The organism is Mycobacterium sp. 852002-53434_SCH5985345 (assembly GCF_001667155.1).
Lineage (GTDB): Bacteria > Actinomycetota > Actinomycetes > Mycobacteriales > Mycobacteriaceae > Mycobacterium.
Genome location: NZ_LZIE01000039.1, coordinates 168,728 through 185,397 on the forward strand (window position 1 = coordinate 168,728; position 16,670 = coordinate 185,397).

Annotated in this window: 16 protein-coding genes; 6 read left to right on the forward strand and 10 right to left on the reverse strand. The window is 68.7% G+C overall.

Going from position 1 to position 16,670, the window contains the following annotated elements; genetic code table 11:
• Positions 1-68: 68 nt before the first annotated feature.
• Positions 69-416, forward strand: coding sequence for a PE-PGRS family protein (locus A5756_RS08625; protein ID WP_066950657.1), 348 nt, complete (start codon positions 69-71; stop codon positions 414-416).
• On the opposite strand, the gene A5756_RS08630 is transcribed toward A5756_RS08625, so the two are convergent.
• Positions 417-3,656 carry a carboxyl transferase domain-containing protein gene (locus tag A5756_RS08630; protein ID WP_066950478.1) on the reverse strand — a complete coding sequence of 1,080 codons (3,240 nt, stop codon included), beginning with the start codon at positions 3,654-3,656 and terminating at the stop codon, positions 417-419. It abuts the gene before it with no gap.
• Positions 3,653-5,188 carry a class I adenylate-forming enzyme family protein gene (locus tag A5756_RS08635; protein WP_197505750.1) on the reverse strand — a complete coding sequence of 512 codons (1,536 nt, stop codon included), beginning with the start codon at positions 5,186-5,188 and terminating at the stop codon, positions 3,653-3,655. Before A5756_RS08635 ends, A5756_RS08630 begins: the two co-directional genes overlap by 4 nt.
• Before the next feature lie 39 nt (positions 5,189-5,227).
• Here A5756_RS08635 and A5756_RS08640 point away from each other — a divergent pair, with 39 nt between their 5' ends.
• On the forward strand, positions 5,228-6,061 hold the full coding sequence (locus A5756_RS08640; protein WP_082960006.1) for a thioesterase family protein: 834 nt from the start codon (positions 5,228-5,230) through the stop codon (positions 6,059-6,061).
• Positions 6,062-6,066: 5 nt separating this feature from the next.
• On the opposite strand, the gene A5756_RS08645 is transcribed toward A5756_RS08640, so the two are convergent.
• From A5756_RS08645 to dapB, 3 genes are read right to left on the reverse strand one after another with little or no spacing between them, the layout of a single operon-like run.
• Positions 6,067-6,522: a flavodoxin family protein gene (locus A5756_RS08645; protein WP_066950485.1), complete on the reverse strand. Its 456-nt coding sequence runs from the start codon at positions 6,520-6,522 to the stop codon at positions 6,067-6,069.
• A complete protein-coding gene (locus tag A5756_RS08650) occupies positions 6,519-6,974 on the reverse strand; it encodes a hypothetical protein (RefSeq protein WP_066950487.1) in 456 nt (151 codons plus the stop codon). Before A5756_RS08650 ends, A5756_RS08645 begins: the two co-directional genes overlap by 4 nt.
• Positions 6,975-6,981: 7 nt before the next feature.
• Positions 6,982-7,719 carry a 4-hydroxy-tetrahydrodipicolinate reductase gene (gene dapB, locus A5756_RS08655; RefSeq protein WP_066950665.1) on the reverse strand — a complete coding sequence of 246 codons (738 nt, stop codon included), beginning with the start codon at positions 7,717-7,719 and terminating at the stop codon, positions 6,982-6,984.
• 103 nt (positions 7,720-7,822) lie between these two features.
• Here dapB and A5756_RS08660 point away from each other — a divergent pair, with 103 nt between their 5' ends.
• The gene (locus A5756_RS08660; protein ID WP_066950489.1) at positions 7,823-9,169 is read left to right on the forward strand and encodes an HNH endonuclease signature motif containing protein; all 1,347 of its coding nucleotides are present in this window, start codon (positions 7,823-7,825) and stop codon (positions 9,167-9,169) included.
• A gap of 1 nt (position 9,170) precedes the next feature.
• On the opposite strand, the gene A5756_RS08665 is transcribed toward A5756_RS08660, so the two are convergent.
• The gene (locus A5756_RS08665) at positions 9,171-10,253 is read right to left on the reverse strand and encodes a dihydrodipicolinate reductase (RefSeq protein ID WP_066950492.1); all 1,083 of its coding nucleotides are present in this window, start codon (positions 10,251-10,253) and stop codon (positions 9,171-9,173) included.
• Positions 10,250-11,257: a Rieske 2Fe-2S domain-containing protein gene (locus A5756_RS08670; RefSeq protein ID WP_066950495.1), complete on the reverse strand. Its 1,008-nt coding sequence runs from the start codon at positions 11,255-11,257 to the stop codon at positions 10,250-10,252. The genes A5756_RS08665 and A5756_RS08670 overlap by 4 nt, the downstream gene beginning before the upstream one ends.
• 168 nt (positions 11,258-11,425) lie before the next feature.
• Here A5756_RS08670 and A5756_RS08675 point away from each other — a divergent pair, with 168 nt between their 5' ends.
• Positions 11,426-12,001 carry a TetR/AcrR family transcriptional regulator gene (locus A5756_RS08675; RefSeq protein WP_369817318.1) on the forward strand — a complete coding sequence of 192 codons (576 nt, stop codon included), beginning with the start codon at positions 11,426-11,428 and terminating at the stop codon, positions 11,999-12,001.
• Positions 12,002-12,060: 59 nt separating this feature from the next.
• Positions 12,061-12,510 (forward strand): GNAT family N-acetyltransferase, encoded by a 450-nt coding sequence (locus A5756_RS08680; RefSeq protein WP_082960008.1) that lies wholly within the window; start codon positions 12,061-12,063, stop codon positions 12,508-12,510.
• Here the strand turns inward: A5756_RS08680 and A5756_RS08685 are convergent.
• Together A5756_RS08685 and A5756_RS08690 are read right to left on the reverse strand one after the other, a co-directional pair.
• A complete protein-coding gene (locus tag A5756_RS08685) occupies positions 12,497-13,957 on the reverse strand; it encodes an NAD(P)/FAD-dependent oxidoreductase (protein ID WP_066950500.1) in 1,461 nt (486 codons plus the stop codon). The two genes, A5756_RS08680 and A5756_RS08685, sit on opposite strands and share 14 nt — an antisense overlap.
• Before the next feature lie 9 nt (positions 13,958-13,966).
• Positions 13,967-14,428: an SRPBCC family protein gene (locus tag A5756_RS08690; RefSeq protein WP_066950502.1), complete on the reverse strand. Its 462-nt coding sequence runs from the start codon at positions 14,426-14,428 to the stop codon at positions 13,967-13,969.
• Positions 14,429-14,528: 100 nt separating this feature from the next.
• Here A5756_RS08690 and ald point away from each other — a divergent pair, with 100 nt between their 5' ends.
• On the forward strand, positions 14,529-15,644 hold the full coding sequence (gene ald / locus A5756_RS08695; RefSeq protein ID WP_066950505.1) for an alanine dehydrogenase: 1,116 nt from the start codon (positions 14,529-14,531) through the stop codon (positions 15,642-15,644).
• On the opposite strand, the gene A5756_RS08700 is transcribed toward ald, so the two are convergent.
• Complete coding sequence (locus A5756_RS08700; protein WP_066950508.1) at positions 15,641-16,666, reverse strand: nitronate monooxygenase; 1,026 nt, start codon at positions 16,664-16,666, stop codon at positions 15,641-15,643. The genes ald and A5756_RS08700 overlap by 4 nt on opposite strands.
• Positions 16,667-16,670: the final 4 nt, after the last annotated feature.

The window sequence follows — 16,670 nt, forward strand, 5'->3', positions numbered from 1 at the left end:
AAAGCCAACGGTTTACCGTTCGCTATATGGATGTGTTTACACGTGTGTCAGCGTGGTATGCGAACCGCATGTCCACGAAATTAACCCTCACGAAAAGACTGGTGGTGGGCGGGGCTGCGGCAGCAGCAATCGCGGTCGCGCCGATCGCCGTAACCGATTCCCTGGCTTCCGCACCTGCGCAGTCCGCGGCGCCCACGCACGTGGTGTTCAAGGACGATCCCAGCGGCGGAGGCTGTGACGCCAACGGCAACTGCGGTTCGGGCGGGCAGAACAGCGGCCCGGGCGGCGGTCCCGGCGGCCAGGGCTGCGTCCCGGGCGTCGGCTGCGGCTCCGGCGGCCAAAACGCCGGACCCGGCGGAATCCCCGGCGGCCAGGGCTGCCTGCCCGGCGTCGGCTGCGGTTCCGGCCACGCCTGATCAGCCCGAGAAACGCGGCTCCCGGAGCCTGGCGATCCAGGCCCGGGTGTCCGCGGGGTCAATGACGTCGTCAAGTTCGAAGGTGGTGGCCGCGCGTAGCGCCTTGCCGTGCTCGTAGGCCGCCGCCACCAGCTTGTCGAACAACGCCTGGCGCCTGATGGGGTCACCCTCGGCCGCCAGCTCCTTGCTGAACCCGAGGCGCACGGCGCCCTCGAGCCCCATCCCGCCGATCTCCCCGGTCGGCCAGGCGATGGTGAACTGCGGGGCGCGGAAGGAACCGCCGGCCATCGCCATCGCCCCGAGCCCGTATCCCTTGCGCAAAATGATCATTCCGACGGGCACCGTCAAGCGCGCACCCAGAACGAACATCCGTCCGAACCGCCGGACCGCCGCGTCCTTCTCCGCCTCGGGGCCGACCATGAAGCCCGGGGTGTCACAGAGCGAAACCACCGGCAGCCCAAACGATTCACACAGGGCGAGGAAATCGCCGGCTTTGTCGGCCGCCTCCGCGTCGATGGCGCCGCCGAGGTGATGCGTGCTGTTGGCGATCAGCCCGTAGGCCGCCCCTTCGACCCGGACCAGGGCGGTGACGATGCCGACGCCGTAGTCGGGACGCAGTTCCAGCACGGACCCGGTGTCGACGATCGCCTCGATGGCCCGATGCACGTCATAGGCGCGTAACCGATTCTGCGGCACCACATGCCGGGCCAGCCGCGGATCGGGCGCCGCCCAATCATCCACGTTGCCCTGGAGATACGACAGGTACTGCTTGGCCATCGAGACCGCGTGCGCCTCGTCGCGGGCGACCAGGCTGACCACGCCGTTGCGCCGCTGCACGCCGATCGGCCCGATCGCCTCCGGCGGGTAAACCCCCAGCCCGCCGCCCTCGATCATGGCCGGTCCGCCCATCCCGATGTTGGCGTCCGGGGTCGCGATGATCACGTCGCACACCCCGGCCAGCGCGGCGTTTCCCGCGAAGCACCGGCCCGAGACGATCGATACCAGCGGCACCCGGCCGCTCAGCGCGGCCAGCATCCGGAAGGTCGGCACGTCCAGACCGGCGGCGCCGCCGACGTCGGTGTCCCCCGGCCGCCCGCCGCCGCCCTCGGCGAACAGCACCACCGGCAGCCGTTTGCGGGCGGCCAGGTCGAACACGCGGTCGGTCTTGGCGTGGTTGCGCATGCCTTGCGTGCCCGCCAGCACGGTGTAGTCGTAGGAGACCACGACGGCCTCGGCCGCCGCTCGCCCGAAACGGTCCGCGCCGATGGTGGCTAGGCCGGCGACCAGGCCGTCGGCCGGGGTGTTGACGATGAGGTCGTCTTCCGAACGCCGGCTGCGCTGCGCCGCGATGGCCAGCGCGCCGTATTCGACGAAGCTGCCGGGGTCGACCAGATCGGCGATGTTCTCCCGCGCGGTGCGACGGCCTTGCTTGTGCCGCTTGGCGACCGCGGCCTCGCGGCCCTCGTCGAGGGTGAACAGATGCCGCCTGCGCACCTCGTCGAGGTCGGCGCGCGGCCGATCGAGATCCGTTGCGGCCGTGGATGAGTCGTCCCTTGCGTCGGCAGCGGTGCGGGCGAACACCAGCAACGGGTCACCGGTTCCGACGACCTGCCCGGGCGTCACCAGATTGCGGACCGTCCGCAGCGCGTCCGGCGCGACGAGCACATGCTGCATCTTCATCGCTTCGAGGACGACGAGCTGGCTACCCGCCGGGTGTTCGGCGCCTTCGGGCACCACCTCGACCACCGTGCCGGCCAGCTGGGCACGCAGCACGTCCTCGCCGGGATAGAGCTCGACCGAAACCGCACGGACGTCGTGCTGGTGCGACGCGGCCGCCGCCGCCAGCTCGGGCAACCTCTCGTCGACGAAACCGGTGCTCACGCAACCGGATTGAACGGCGGGGTCATCCAACAGCGCGTGGAGGAACTCGATGTTGGTGCGGACCCCCTCGATGCCGAACTCGGCGAGCGCGGTCCGGGCCTTCCGCAACGCCGTCTGCGGCGACGACCCGTGCACATGGGCGACCACCTTCGCCAGCAGTGAATCGTATTGTGGGGTGACGACCAGGCCGGTCCTGCCGTAGGTGTCGACGCGGATCCCCGGCCCGCTCGGCGGCGAGAACGCGGTGAGCGTGCCGGCCGCGGGCACAACGGAGAGGTCGGGGGCGAAAGTCTCCATGTTGACCCGGGCCTGGATGGCGATGCCGCGATGCGCCGCGGGCTCCCCGATGATTTCGTTGCCGTCGGAGGCGATCCCGGCCGGCAGCCCGAGCTGAAAGTAGGAGGCACCCCCGGCGATGGCCAACTGGATGGCCACCAGGTCGAATCCGGTCGTCTCCTCGGTGACCGTGTGCTCCACCTGGATTCTCGGGTTCACTTCGAGGAAGACGAATTCCTCACCGGCGACCAGGAATTCGACGGTGGCCAGTCCCCGCAGCCCGACCCGCGCGCACAGCACGACCGCGGCCTGATGCAAGCCGCGCCGCAATGCATCGGAAAGCCCTTGGGCGGGAGCCATTTCGACGAGCTTCTGGTAACGCCGCTGGATGCTGCAGTCGCGGTCGCCGAGCGCGAGCGCGCGGGTTTGGTGCCCGGCCGGCGCGGCGACGACCTGGACCTCGATGTGCCGCGCGCCGTCGAGCAGCGCCTCGGCGAATAGCGCCGGGTCGCCGAAGCCCAGTTGCGCCTCCGCGGCGCACTGTTGGTAGGCGCTGCCGATCTGGTCGGCGCTGCGCACGGTGCGCATTCCCCGCCCACCCCCGCCGGCGAGCGCCTTGATCATGATGGCGCCGCCCTGGGCCTCGAAGAACGCTTCGATCTCGGCGACGCTGCTCGGCCCGTCGGTCGCGGGCAATACCGGCACTCCGGCGGCGATGGCGGCGCCGCGGGCGGCGGACTTGTTGCCCACCAGTTCGAGCGCGTCCGCGTCCGGTCCCACGAATGCGTAGCCCGCGCCGGCGCAGGTGCGGGCGAATTCGGGGTTCTCACTGAGGAACCCGTATCCGGGGTGGATCAGCTCCGCGCCGGAACTCTTGGCCGCGGCCAGCATGGCGGGCTGGTCCAAGTAGGCCCGCGCACCGGTGCCGGGGAGGCCGATCGCTTCGTCGGCGGCATGCACGTGCGGGCTTTCGGCATCGTCTTCGGCGTAGACCGCGACCGTTCGCATGCCCAATTCGACTGCCGTGCGGATGATTCGAAGCGCGATCTCGCCGCGGTTGGCGACCAGCAGGGTCGCGCTCATCGCAGCGGCTCTCCCCACTGCACCTGTTCGCGCAGCTTGCCCTTGAGCAGCTTGCCGCCGGCGTTGCGCGGCAGCGCGCCGTCGACCACCGTGACGTATTGCGGCACCTTGAAGTCGGCGAGTTGCTCGCGGCAGTGGTCGAGCACCGCCGGCACGTCGATCCCGTCCGCACTGCCGACCAACACCGCGCCCACCTTCTCGCCCATGACGTCGTCGGGAACCGCCAGCACGCACGCGTCCTGCACCTGGGGTGCCGCCAGCAGCACGGCCTCCACCTCGACGCTGGAGACGTTCTCACCGCCGCGGTTGATGATGTCCTTGAGCCGGTCGACGATGTGCACCCGGCCCGCCTCGTCGACCCGCACGACGTCGCCGGTGTGCAGCCAGCCGTCCACGATGGTGGCCGCGGTCGCTTCCGGCCTGTTCCAGTACCCGGCGGTCACGTTGGCCCCGCGCACCACCAACTCACCGACGCCCGACTCGTCGCCGCCGAACGGAATAAGGCCGAGGTCTACGGACGGGACCGCGTAGCCGACCGAGTCGGCGTGCTTGACGGCATCCCGGCTGGGCAGCACCGTCATCAGCGACGCGGTCTCGGTCATGCCGTAGCCGTTGAAGACCGTGGCTTGCGGGAAGGCGTCCTGGACCGCCCGCACCAACGACGGGGCGATCGGGGCGCCGCCGTAACCCACCCAGCGGACGCTGGAAACGTCGGCGTCGGCAAAGGCGTTCTGCCGCAGCATCAATGCGTAGACCGCCGGAACGGTGACCATGACGGAGATGCGCTCGGCGCCCAGGGTGGCGATCAGGGCGTCCAGGTTGAGGGCGGGCATGATCACCGAGGCCCCGCCCAGTCGGGCCGCAACCAAAAGCTGTGTGTTGCAACCGGTCACGTGGAACAGCGGCACCGAGATGAGCGTGCGCATTGCTTCGCCCAGGTCTCGGGGCTGGTCGAGACAGCGGATCCCGTTCTCGGTGTTGGTCAGGAAGGCCTGGTGAGTGGTCGGCACTCCCTTGGGGTGGCCGGTGGTGCCCGAGGTGTAGAACAGCGCGGCGACGTCGGCGGCGCCGAGTCGCTCGGTCACGTAGGGCTGGCCGTCGGGCAGCGGGGTGTCCGCCGCGAGGTCCACCGTCGCCCCGCTGTCGGAGAGGACGAACTCGACTTCCGGTTGCGCCGAGCGCGTATTGACCGCCACCGCAACGCCACCCGCCATCATGGTGCCCCAGAACGCCAGCACCCAGTCGATGCCGGCCGGGTAACGCACCGCGACACGGTCACCCGGTCGCAGCCCGGCGGCGCGCAGCCCTCCGGCGACGCGCGCGGCGCGGTCCCAGAGCTGGCGATAGGTCAACCGACCGGCACCGAGTTCGACCAGCGCCTCGCTGTCCGGGCGCCGGTCGACCTGTTCGGCGAGCATGTCCAGCAGCGTGGCGGGTAAATCGTCGTAATGCGGGACGCCGTCGGCGTCGCGGGACACACCGGTCGTGGGGAACGGGTTATGGTCGCGCGGAATTTCGATCACTGGAGGCATGCCCGGTCCTTACTATCGGCGTGTCCTATCGTGATAGCGGTGACGATCGACGATCCCGCCATCATGCCCGAGGCGTTCTTCACTGTCGACGGTGACTGCTATGTGCCCGGCCGGTTGACGGGAGGGCCGTGGGGTGCGGCGATGGGCGGCCAGATCGTCGGTGGCCTGCTCGGTTGGGGCATAGAGCAATCCGGCATCGAACCCGACTTCCAGCCGGCCCGCCTCACGGTCGACCTGTTGCGTCCGGCGTTGCCCGAGCCGGTGCAGATTCGGACCTCGGTACAGCGGGAAGGCCGGCGGATCAAGCTCGTCGACGGGGTGCTGGTGCAGAACGGCAACACCGTCGCGCGGGCCAGCGCGCTGTTCCTGCGCCGAGGGGATCATCCCGACGGGACGGTGTGGTCCGCGCCCCTTCAAATGCCGCCGCTTCCGGCCGATTCCGAGGGCTTCGGAACCGACATGCCGTTCCTGATCTGGGGCTACGGGGCCACCGCCGCGGGCAGCCCGGGCATCGCGGCCGGCGAGTGGGAACAGTCCCATTCCCAGAAGTTCGCCTGGACGCGGATCTTTCGCTCGATGGTGCACGGCCACCCGCTGACCCCGTTCACCCGCCTGGCCTTCGTCGGCGACATCACGAGTTCGCTGACCCATTGGGGCACCGGCGGATTGCGCTACATCAACGCCGACTACACGGTCACCGCGAGCCGCCTGCCCGATGGTGAATACCTGGGCCTGGCGGCGCAGAGCCACTACGGGACGGCCGGTGTCGCGACCGGCGCGGCCACCCTGTTCGACCGGCACGGGCCGATCGGCACGACCTCGGCGCTGGCCCTGGCCCAGCCGGCCGAGGCGTTCAAGCCGGCTTTCGCCTAGACGGCTCATTCCATCAACTGGGCAGCGACCGTAGCCCCGAGTTCCCAGCACGCCTGTAGGTCGCTCTTGTCCGGCTTGCCCGAAACCAGCACGGTCTCTGCGGCTTTCGTCCAACCGAGCCCGGTGGTGATCGACATGACGCCGCGTTCGGCGCCCTCGGTGCCCTCGTTGCCGTGCAGGTACAAGCCGAACGGGCGCCCGCGCGTCGAGTCGAGCAGCTGGTAGTAGGCGCAGTCGAAGGCGTGCTTGAGCGCCCCGCTCATGTAGCCCAGGTTCGCCGGGCTGCCCAACACATAGCCGTCGGCCTCGAGCATCTCGGCCGGCGAGACGGTCAGCGCCGGGCGCCGGACGACCTCGACGCCCTCGATCTCCGGGTCGGTGGCACCCGAGACGACCGCCTCGAACATCTCGTGGCAGTGCGGGGACGGCGTGTGGTGGACGATCAGCAGCGTCTTGGTCATTGGCGGCCCTGCAATTCCAGCGCCGTCTTCATGGCCTCCCGCGCCCGCCTGCGGTCCCCCGCGTAGTCGTAGGCGCGGGCCAGCCGGTACCAGCGCCGCCAGTCGTCGGGGTGGTCCTCGACTTCGGTGCGCACCGAGGCGAACAGTGCGTCGGCGGCCTCGCGCTCGATGCGGCCCGACGCCCGTCGCGGCAGCGCGGCGGTGTCGAGCTCCATGCCGTCGGCCGCGATCAGGTGGGCCAGCTTCTGGTGGGCGAACCCGGACCGCAGGGTCGCCACCATGGCCCACAGTCCGATCAGGGGCATGATCAGCACCGCCAGGCCCAGGCCCACGGCGGCCGCCCGGCCCGAGGCGATCATCGCGACGGCCAGCCGCCCCAGCAGCACGAAGTAAACCAGCATCGCCACGCAGAGGAACGCGATGAGGAACTGGGTGCGCAGGGCGGTGTTCATCGCAGGTTCACTGCAGGTCGAGCAGGGGCTCGAGGCCCACGGTGAGGCCGGGCCGTTCCCGGACGCGCCGCACCGCCAACAGCACGCCGGGCACGAACGAGGTGCGGTCCAGGCTGTCGTGGCGGATGGTGAGCGTCTCCCCCTCGGTGCCGAACAAGATCTCCTGGTGGGCGACCAGCCCGGCCAGCCGCACCGAGTGCACCGGGATGCCGTCGACGTCGGCGCCGCGGGCGCCGGGCAGGCCGGTGCTGGTGGCATCGGGGTTGGGCGGCAAGCCCTTTCGCGCTTCGGCGATCAGCTTGGCGGTGCGCGCTGCCGTGCCCGACGGGGCGTCGGCCTTGTGCGGGTGGTGCAGTTCGATCACCTCGACCGACTCGAAGAAGCGCGCCGCCTGCTTGGCGAAGTGCATCGACAACACCGCGCCGATCGCGAAGTTGGGGGCGATGAGGACGCTCGTGTCAGGCTTGTCGGCCAACCACGACCGCACTTGGTCGAGGCGCTCCTGCGTGAAGCCCGTGGTGCCGACGACGGCGTGAATCCCGTTGCCGATCAGGAACTCTAGGTTGCCCATCACCACGTCCGGGTGGGTGAAATCGATGACCACCTCGGTGCCGGAGTCGGTGAACATGCTCAGCGAATCACCGGCGTCCACCTCCGCGGACAGGGTCAAGTCCTCGGCGGCCTGCACGCCCGCCACCATCGCCGAACCGACTTTGCCCTTAGCTCCCAAGACGCCTACCCGCATGAGCTTCACCCTAGACCGGGCCGCTTCATCCACAGTCGGGTGTTTATCCACAGCAGCCCGCAGTTTCGTGGCCGCAGGCTCCGGAGCCGAATAGTATTCGAACATGCATTCGATTCCTCTTCCGGCCGACGTGAGCGCCGCGCTCGATGCGCTGGATGCGGCCGTCGCGAGGATCGGCAACCTGGACTTCGCTGGGTTGAGCTCCGCCGTCCGGCTGCGGGTGCTGGAAGCCATGGAGAACTCCCACCGGCGCCAGATCGCGGTCGGCACCGACGTGATCGCCGGCTTGGTGAAAGAGGATCCCGGTGACGTCGGCGGTCCGGTTCATAAGGTCGTCGCCGACTGGCTACGGATCAGCTATGCCGACGCGTGCCGTCGGGTTCGAGACGCCAGGCAACTCTCGCCGCGCCTGACCCTCACCGGCCAGGAGCTGCCGCCGGAGCTGCCGGCCACCGCAGCGGCGTGGCGGAGCGGCCTTCTCGATGGGCAGCACCTGCGGGTGATTCAGGCGTTCGTGCGCGACCTGCCGGACGCCGCGCCCGCCGAGGCGGTGGATGCGGCCGAACGTTTCCTGGCGTCGCAGGCGGCGCAACTGCGCCCCGACCAGCTGCAAAAGGTCGCGCACCAGTGCGCCCTGTGGATCAACCCCGACGGGAAATTCTCCGACACCGACCGCGCCCGGCAGCGCGGCTTCAGCTGGGGCGCGCAACGGCTCGACGGGATGAGCGTCGGCAAGCTGGTCGCTTCCCCGGAGTTGCGCGCCAACCTCGACGCCTGGCTGGCGCGTTTCGCGGCCCCCGGCATGTGCAACCCGGACGACGAAACTCCCTGTGTCGAGGGGGAGCCCAGCGAGCAGCGCGCGAACGGTGACGCGCGGAGCCACGCGCAGCGCCAGCATGACGCGATCAACGCCCTGGTCCGCGGTCAGCTGGGCGATCCGAAGCTCGGCCAGCACAACGGTCTACCGGTCGCCGTCATCGTCTCCACCACGCTGCAGGAGCTGACGGGTTGCACCGGGCGCGCGGTGACCGGCGGCGGTACGGTGCTGCCGATGCGCGACGTGATCCGGATGGCAAGCCATGCCTACCACTATCTGGCCGTGTTCGACGAACACTCCGGCCGCCCACTGTATCTCGGGCGGACGCGGCGAATCGCCACACCGGATCAGCGCGTGGTGCTGTATGCGAAGGACCGCGGCTGCACGCACCCAGGCTGCGACGCGCCGGGCTACTGGTGCGAGGTTCACCATCTCGACGACTGGTCCACCGGCGGTGTGACCGATGCCGACAAGCTCACCTTCGCCTGCACTCCACACCACAAGCTGATCGAAAAGGGCTGGCGCACAAGGAAGCTACCCAACGGGCGTACCGAATGGATACCACCGCCGCACAACGACCGCGGGCAGCGCACCAACGACTATCACCACCCCGAGCGCCTCTCGGACCCTTGACCTAAATCGCGAACCGCCCGGCGAACCCGCGCAGCGGCAGGTCGGCGCTGGTGATGAGCCCCGGCGGCGCCGCCACTACCGACTTGATCGAGGCCAGCGCGGGCATGCCGGTGACGGTCATCCCGATGGAGGCGAAGTTGTCGGGATTCGACAAGTCCACCCCGGACTTGGGGAAGATCATGTGCTTGTTGTAGATGCACGGGTCGCCCTTGATCTGGGTGATGTAGCAGCCCTTGATGTTCCAGCTCGGATCCGTGTGCGGCGTCATCTGCCACTCCAGGTGCGTCTCGACCCGGGGAATCCCGTCCACCATGCCCTGGTACCTGATGTAGTTGCCGCCCAGCGAGCCCTTGGGCAGGGTATACCAGCCCAGGTCGACGTCCTTGGTGCAGGCGCCCAGCTCGTAGCTGAACTTCACCTCGTCGAGGGTCAGGTCGAAGCAGTCGGCCATCATCAGCACGCTGTCGGCGAAGACTCGGGTGTACTTCTCCAGCTTGGACGGGATCTCCGGATCGTCCACCGGCTGGCCGTAGCCCACCTCGATCCAGGTGTCCTTGGAGTGGTGGCACGACACATCCACGGACTCGATGGTGGTGACGTTCTCGATATCGGCGACGTCGGCCGAACACACCACGCCCAGTATCTGGTTCAGGCCCGGGTTCATCCCGGTCCCGTAGAACGTCGCGCCGCCCTTTTCGCAGGCCTCCGCGAGCAGCCGGCTCACCGGCTTGCCCGACGGGTGCGGATGGTTCTTGTCGCGGTGCCAGCCGGTGATCCAGTCGGCGGTGGTGACGATATTGATGCCGGCCTCAAGCACCTGTAAGTAGAGGTCCTCGTCGGGAAACACACCGTGGAAGGTGAGCACGTCCGGTTTGGCGGCGATGATCTCCTCGATCGAACCGGTGGCCTTCACCCCGTTGGGCGCCACACCGGCGAGCTCGCCGGCATCGCGCCCGACCTTCTCCGGCGAATAGCAGTGCACGCCAACGAGTTCGAGGTCGGGCTGGGTGGCGATCCGCTTGATCATCTCCGAGCCGACATTCCCGGTGGCCACTTGGAAGACGCGGATCGGTGCTGTACTCATTCCGTTGAGCCTTTCTGCGTTGCGAATGCCTCGGGGTAGAACTGCCTGGCCCACTTGCGGATTGCGGTGAAGCCCTCGTACTCGTCGGTGGCCAGCGCCGGGGGGTCGGAGTAGCGCTGGTGCTGCCAGATCTCGATGTCCTGCTCGAACTGCCGGATCACTTCACGGCCGAACTCGATCGCCTTGAGCTCGGCGCGGGCCGGATCTTTGCCCGGGGTGCGGCCGATGTAGACCATGAAGCGGACATCGGAGGTGAACTCGTCGACCGGGGTGACCGCGGAGATGGTGCGGTTGTCGATCATCCCCCAGCTCTTGGTCACCGCGATGCCCAGCCCGCCGTTGATGGCCTCGACGCCGCTGTTGACGTCCTCGATCTTCTGCCCGTCGTCACCTTCGAAAGTGATGGTGAAGTCGACGAACGACACCGGCTCGGCGAAGTCGTGGCGGGTGAACACCGGCACGATCGGCGTGTTGTGCACGAACTTGAAATGTGCGAAGTCGACACCGTTTTCGAGCACGTACTGGGGATGGAGCTCCAGGGCCGGCCGGTACAACCGCCGCTGGGGGTAGTAGTCGTCCGGGTTGCTGCCGTCGCTGAACGCGCCGAACACGTCCGGCGCGTCAAAGTACGGCTCGCGACGCTCGACGTCGTGCCAGATGTAGACCGACTCGTTGCGTTCCACCACGGGGTAGGTGCGAATACGCCGACCGCGGTTGGGGCGATCCTGGTACGGAATGCGGACGTTGCGGCCCTCCTGGCTCCACTGCCACCCGTGGAACGGGCACTGCAGCACCTCGCCGACGACCGTGCCGCCGTAACCGAGATGCGCGCCGAGGTGTTCGCAGTAGGCGTTCATCACGGTGAGCTGCCCGGATTCGGCCCGCCACGCGACCATCTCCTGGCCGAAGTACTTCATCTTGTGCACGTCGCCCATACCGATCTCGTCGGACCAGGCGACCTGGAACCAGCCGGTTGGTTCCATCGACAACGGCGGCTTAGCCATGGGGGATCCCTCCTTGAGAACGAATGATAGGCCGCGCCCCCACGAAATCAAAGTACCCTCTATGAAACTACGGTGGTGCGATACGCTCGGCAGATGACGCGGCAGGTGAGCGGGGCCGGAACCGCGAACCGGCGCCCCAACCGGCGTGGCAACGCCACGCGCGAGAGCATGCTCGAAGCCGCACTCAAGTCGTTGGCCTCCGGCGACCCGGGCTCGGTGTCGGCCAATCGCATCGCCAAGGAGATCGGCGCGACCTGGGGCGCCGTGCAGTACCAGTTCGGCGACACCGACGGGTTCTGGGCGGCGGTACTGCACCGCACCGCCGAGCGTCGCGCCGCAACCTTCTCGACCCTGTCAACGCCGATCTCACCGGACGCGCCCCTGCGCGAGCGGGTCGGCGCCATCATCGACACCCTTTACACGGGGTTGGCGTCGCCGGATTCCCGCGCGATCGAGAACCTCCGTGCGGCGCTCCCCCGCGACCCCGACGAGCTCGAGCGGCTCTTCCCGCGCACCGCCGCCGAGTTGTTCTCCTGGGGCAAGAGCTGGCTGGAGACCTGCCAGAATGCCTTCGCCGGTCTCGACGTCGACCCGGACCGGGTGCGCGAGGTGGCCGCCCTGATCCCCGGCGCGATGCGCGGGCTGGTGTCCGAGCGCCAACTCGGCTCGTACGCCGACCTGGACATGGCGCGGCGGGGCCTGACCAGCGCGCTGGCCGCCTATCTGGAGCAATCCCGCCGGTGACGGTGGGCGGCGTCACGATCCGCCAAGCCGGACCGGCCGATCTCGCGAACGTCGCCGAGATGCACTATCCGGTCTGGCGGCAGTCCTGGGCCGGCATCCTGCCGGACGCCACCCTCGACGTCCTCGGATCGCCGCGGCGCTGGGCGGTGCTGGCGTACCCGCGAATCATGCAGCGCCGCAACTGGGGCATGTGGGTCGCCGAATCAGGTTCGGCGACAATCGGAATGACCATCTTCGGACCGGACCCTGCCAATCCCGAGCAGGTCGAACTCGACTCGCTGTACATCGCGGCGGAATGCCAACGGCGCGGTGTCGGCGAGCGCCTGCTCGCCACCGCTTTGGCCGAAAGCCCGTCGGTTGACGTCGTCCTGTGGTGCGCGGAGCGCAACACCCAAGCGCGAACCTTTTACGAGAAGAACGGCTTTCACGCCGACGGACGCACAATGGACTGGGCGCCTTTGCCCGGCATCAAGGTCGCCCATCTGGGCTACCGGCTCAGCCGGCGGTGACGTGACGGCGCAAGTCGTACTGTTCGAGATCGGTGTTCGCCAGCATGGCGCGGTGTGCGCGCGGCGTGAAGGGCCACACCTCGGGCACCCCGTCCTTGTTCAGATACCAACTCTGGCAACCGGTGGTCCACACGGTGTTCGGCATCGCGGCGCGCAGCTTGGCGTTGAAGTTGTCGGTCGCCGGCCCGGTCGGCTCGACGGTGTCGAATTCGCCGCGCCGCCAGCGCTGAATCCACCGCAGGATGTGGTCGGCCTGCGATTCGGCGACGGTGGTGAGCGCGAGGTTGCCGACCGGGCTGTGCGGACCCAGCATCATGAAGAAGTTGGGGAAGCCCGGCAGCGCCACGGTCTGGTAGGCCCGCGGGCCGTCACGCCACACGTCGTCGGCGGCGATGCCGTCTCGGCCGATCAGCCGCATCGGCCGGAAGAACGCGTGGGTGTCGAATCCGGTGGCGAGCACGATGATGTCCGCCTCGTGCAGGACGCCGTCGCCGGTCACGATGCCGCGCGGTTCCACGTGATCGATAGCGGCGGTGACCAGTTCGACGTCGTCGCGCTGGATGGCGCGATAGAAGCCATTGGACATCACCAGCCGTTTGCACATCGGCGTGTAGTCGGGGGTCAGGGCGCGGCGCAGCTCGGGGTCGCGGACCTCGCGCAGGCTGGCGCGGCACAGCGCCCCCATGATCTTTCGGCGCAGGCCCGGCTTGGTGAGGCCGGCGGCGAACAGGTCGAAGCCGAAGCTGTAGCAGCGGTAGGCCATCCGGTCGAGCCAGCCGAACCTGTTGTGGGTGATGTTGGTAAACCTGCTGTACCGGGGGTTGGGCAGCCGAAGCACCCACTGCGGGGTGCGCTGGAACAGCATGACCCGGCCCGCCACGCCGGTCAGGCCGCAGACGAGCTGCACGCCCGTCGACCCGTTGCCGACGATCGCGATCCGGCGACCGCGCAATTCGACGGAATGATCCCACCGCGCCGAGTGAAAAGCCCGCCCGCCGAAGTCCTGTAGGCCGGGGATCGAGGGTAGGCGGGGGTGATGGAGCACGCCGGTGGCGCAGATCAGGAAGTCGACGCTCGATTCCTCCCCGGCATCCGTGCGCAGCCGCCAGCGTCCGCCCTCGAAGCGCGCATGGGAGATCTCGGTGTCGAACCGGATGCGGTCGCGCAACCCGAAGCGGTCGGCGACGTCGCGGAAATAGGCCTGGATTTCGCGGCCGGGCGAGAAAAGGTGCGACCAGTTGGGATTTCGGGCGAACGTGTACTGGTAGACCCGCGAAGGGATGTCACACACCAGACCCGGGTAGGTGTTCTCGCGCCAGGTCCCGCCGACCTCGTCGGCCTTCTCATAAATGGTGACATTGGTTATCCCGCTGCGCAGCAACGCGATTGCGATGCACATGCCCGACATGCCCCCTCCTACGACGGCTACGGCGGGATCGCGTCGCATGGTCGCCGGCTACTCGGACTCGGCGCGCTGCTTGAGGCGCTGCAAGGTGAGCCGGATGTGTTCGGTGTTGGCGGCCACGCGATCTGGGACACCGGTGGCCTTGCCGGCGATCTTGCGAAACCAGCCGGGCCGGCGATCCCAGGTGCTTTCGGTGACCCGGCAACCACCATCGGCCGCGACGATGTCGTATTGCCAGCGCGCGATCGGAAGCACGGAGTGCCGCACATCGAACGCGAAGAGGCGGCCCGGTTCCGCGTCGGTGACCGTGCACTTGGTGCTCCAGCGCCGTTTGCTGCTTTCGTTGTGCCCGGTGAAGACCGCCCCGGGACGCGCCGCATCGCCCTTGCACCACTCCATCGCCACCGCCTCCTCTGCGAACGAGGCCAGCGTGGGCAGGTCGGTGATGAGCCGGTACACCACGTCCGGGCGGGCGTCGACCTGCACGGTATCCGACACGCAGGGGTCAGTCATGGGCCGATCATAGCCAGCGCTCGCGCGGTTTCACCTCGATTGCGGCCCATCCGAACTTTCTCCACACTGAAGGGCGAACCTTTTAAAGCAAGGGGCAACCATGCGAGTCGGCGTACCGACCGAGACCAAGGCCAACGAGTTCAGGGTGGCAATCACGCCCGCGGGCGTCGCCGAACTGACCCGCCGCGGCCACGAGGTGCTCGTCCAGGCCGGCGCCGGGGAGGGGTCGTCGATTCCCGACGAGGAGTTCAAGGCGGCGGGGGCCCAACTGGCCGATTCGGCCGAACAGGTGTGGGCCGACGCCGCCCTGCTGCTCAAGGTGAAGGAGCCGATTCCGGCCGAATACGGCCTGTTGCGGCAGCATCAGGTGCTGTTCACCTATCTGCACTTGGCCGCCTCCCGCTCCTGCACCGATGCGTTATTGGCTTCCCGCACAACGTCAATCGCCTATGAAACTGTGCAGGCCGCCGACGGCAGCCTTCCGTTGTTGGCCCCGATGAGCGAGGTCGCCGGTCGGCTCTCGGCGCAGGTCGGCTCCTATCACCTGATGCGGTCCCACGGCGGGCGCGGTGTGCTGATGGGTGGGGTCCCGGGCGTCAAACCCGCCGACGTCGTGGTGATCGGTGCCGGCACGGCCGGTTACAACGCCGCCCGGGTCGCCAACGGCATGGGCGCGAGCGTGACGGTGCTCGACCTCAACATCGGCAAGCTCCGACTGCTTGACGCGGAGTTCGGTGGACAGGTCCGCACGCGTTACTCGTCGACGTACGAGCTGGAGGGCACGATCACGCGGGCCGACCTGCTGATCGGGGCGGTCCTGCTGCCGGGCGCCAAGGCCCCGGAACTGGTTTCGAATTCGCTTGTCGCGCAGATGAAGCCGGGTGCAGTGCTGGTGGACATCTCCATTGACCAGGGCGGATGCTTCGCGGATTCCCGGCCGACCACGCACGACGACCCGACGTTCGCCGTGCACGACACGCAGTTCTACTGCGTGGCGAACATGCCCAGCGCGGTGCCCAAGACGTCCACCGTGGCGCTGACCAACGCGACGATGCCGTACGTGCTCGAACTGGCCGACCGCGGTTGGCAGGCGGCGTGTCGGTCGGATCCCGCTCTGGCGAAGGGACTTTCGACGCACAACGGCGGGCTGCTGTCCGAACGGGTGGCCACCGACTTGGGGCTGCCGTTCACCGATCCGGCGAGCGTCCTGGCCTAGTCGGCTTCCACCAGGCCGGCGATGATGTCGGCCGCCGGCCCCGGCTGGGCCTCCTTGAACGACGTTCCGGCCCAAAGCGGTATCCCGTTCGGGTCCTCCATGGCGGCCGCCGCCTCGCGGATCGGGGAGGTCATCTGGTTGACCTCCGGGTAGCCCAGCGGCGCGACGTTGTCGAGCAGGCGGGTGAAGTTGTTCTCCAGGCCGCGCGCGTACCGGCCCGAGAAGGCGCGGGTGACAACGGTGGTGCCGAAGACCGGATTCTTCAGGGCGGTACGGTGCGCGGTGCTGGTGCCCGCTTCGTCGCTGAGCAGCAGCGCGGTGCCGATCTGGGCGGCCACCGCGCCGCGGTGCAACACGGCGGCAACGTCCCGGGCGGTGCCCAGTCCGCCCGCGGCGACGACGGGCACCTCATGCGCGTGCCGGATGCGATCGATCAGGTGGTGCAGCGATTCGTTACCGGGCTCCATGTCGGGCGCGAACGTGCCCCGGTGCCCGCCCGCGTCGGGCCCCTGCACGATGAGACTGTCCGCGCCCGCGGCGACGGCAATCCCGGCCTCGTACGCCGACGTCACCGTGACCATCACCAGCAGGCCCAGCGCCCCCAGCCGCCGGATGACGTCGGGCGGCGGGACTCCGAAGGTGAACGACACGAGCTCGGGCCGCACGTCGGCGACCACCTCGAGCTTGCGCTCCCAGTCGTCGTCGTCACCGTAATGCGGGTGGCCGACCTCGACCTGGTAGTAGTCGGCGATCTCCTCGAGTTCTTCGGCGTAGTAGTCCAGCGCCATCCAGTCGGCGACGCTGGGTTGCGGAACGAACAGGTTGACGCCCAGCGGCCCGGTGGTGGCCTTGCGCGCGGCCGCGATGTCCTCGGCGAAGCGCTCCGCACTCCGGTGGCCGCCGGGGACGAAGCCGAGCCCACCCGCGTTGGACACCGCCGCGGCCAGCTCGGGCGTGCCCGGTCCGCCGGCCATCGGCGCACCCACGATGGGCACCATGATGTCCCAAAAGCCCAGTACCACGGGG

What these genes read in the sequence shown, in the direction of transcription:
- A5756_RS08625 (WP_066950657.1), top strand. Translation starts at nt 69, where the DNA reads ATGTCCACGAAATTAACCCTCACGAAAAGACTGGTGGTGGGCGGGGCT.
- A5756_RS08630 (WP_066950478.1), bottom strand. Translation starts at nt 3,656, where the DNA reads ATGAGCGCGACCCTGCTGGTCGCCAACCGCGGCGAGATCGCGCTTCGA.
- A5756_RS08635 (WP_197505750.1), bottom strand. Translation starts at nt 5,188, where the DNA reads ATGCCTCCAGTGATCGAAATTCCGCGCGACCATAACCCGTTCCCCACG.
- A5756_RS08645 (WP_066950485.1), bottom strand. Translation starts at nt 6,522, where the DNA reads ATGACCAAGACGCTGCTGATCGTCCACCACACGCCGTCCCCGCACTGC.
- A5756_RS08650 (WP_066950487.1), bottom strand. Translation starts at nt 6,974, where the DNA reads ATGAACACCGCCCTGCGCACCCAGTTCCTCATCGCGTTCCTCTGCGTG.
- dapB (WP_066950665.1), bottom strand. Translation starts at nt 7,719, where the DNA reads ATGCGGGTAGGCGTCTTGGGAGCTAAGGGCAAAGTCGGTTCGGCGATG.
- A5756_RS08660 (WP_066950489.1), top strand. Translation starts at nt 7,823, where the DNA reads ATGCATTCGATTCCTCTTCCGGCCGACGTGAGCGCCGCGCTCGATGCG.
- A5756_RS08665 (WP_066950492.1), bottom strand. Translation starts at nt 10,253, where the DNA reads ATGAGTACAGCACCGATCCGCGTCTTCCAAGTGGCCACCGGGAATGTC.
- A5756_RS08670 (WP_066950495.1), bottom strand. Translation starts at nt 11,257, where the DNA reads ATGGCTAAGCCGCCGTTGTCGATGGAACCAACCGGCTGGTTCCAGGTC.
- A5756_RS08675 (WP_369817318.1), top strand. Translation starts at nt 11,426, where the DNA reads ATGCTCGAAGCCGCACTCAAGTCGTTGGCCTCCGGCGACCCGGGCTCG.
- A5756_RS08680 (WP_082960008.1), top strand. Translation starts at nt 12,061, where the DNA reads ATGCACTATCCGGTCTGGCGGCAGTCCTGGGCCGGCATCCTGCCGGAC.
- A5756_RS08685 (WP_066950500.1), bottom strand. Translation starts at nt 13,957, where the DNA reads ATGCGACGCGATCCCGCCGTAGCCGTCGTAGGAGGGGGCATGTCGGGC.
- A5756_RS08690 (WP_066950502.1), bottom strand. Translation starts at nt 14,428, where the DNA reads ATGACTGACCCCTGCGTGTCGGATACCGTGCAGGTCGACGCCCGCCCG.
- ald (WP_066950505.1), top strand. Translation starts at nt 14,529, where the DNA reads ATGCGAGTCGGCGTACCGACCGAGACCAAGGCCAACGAGTTCAGGGTG.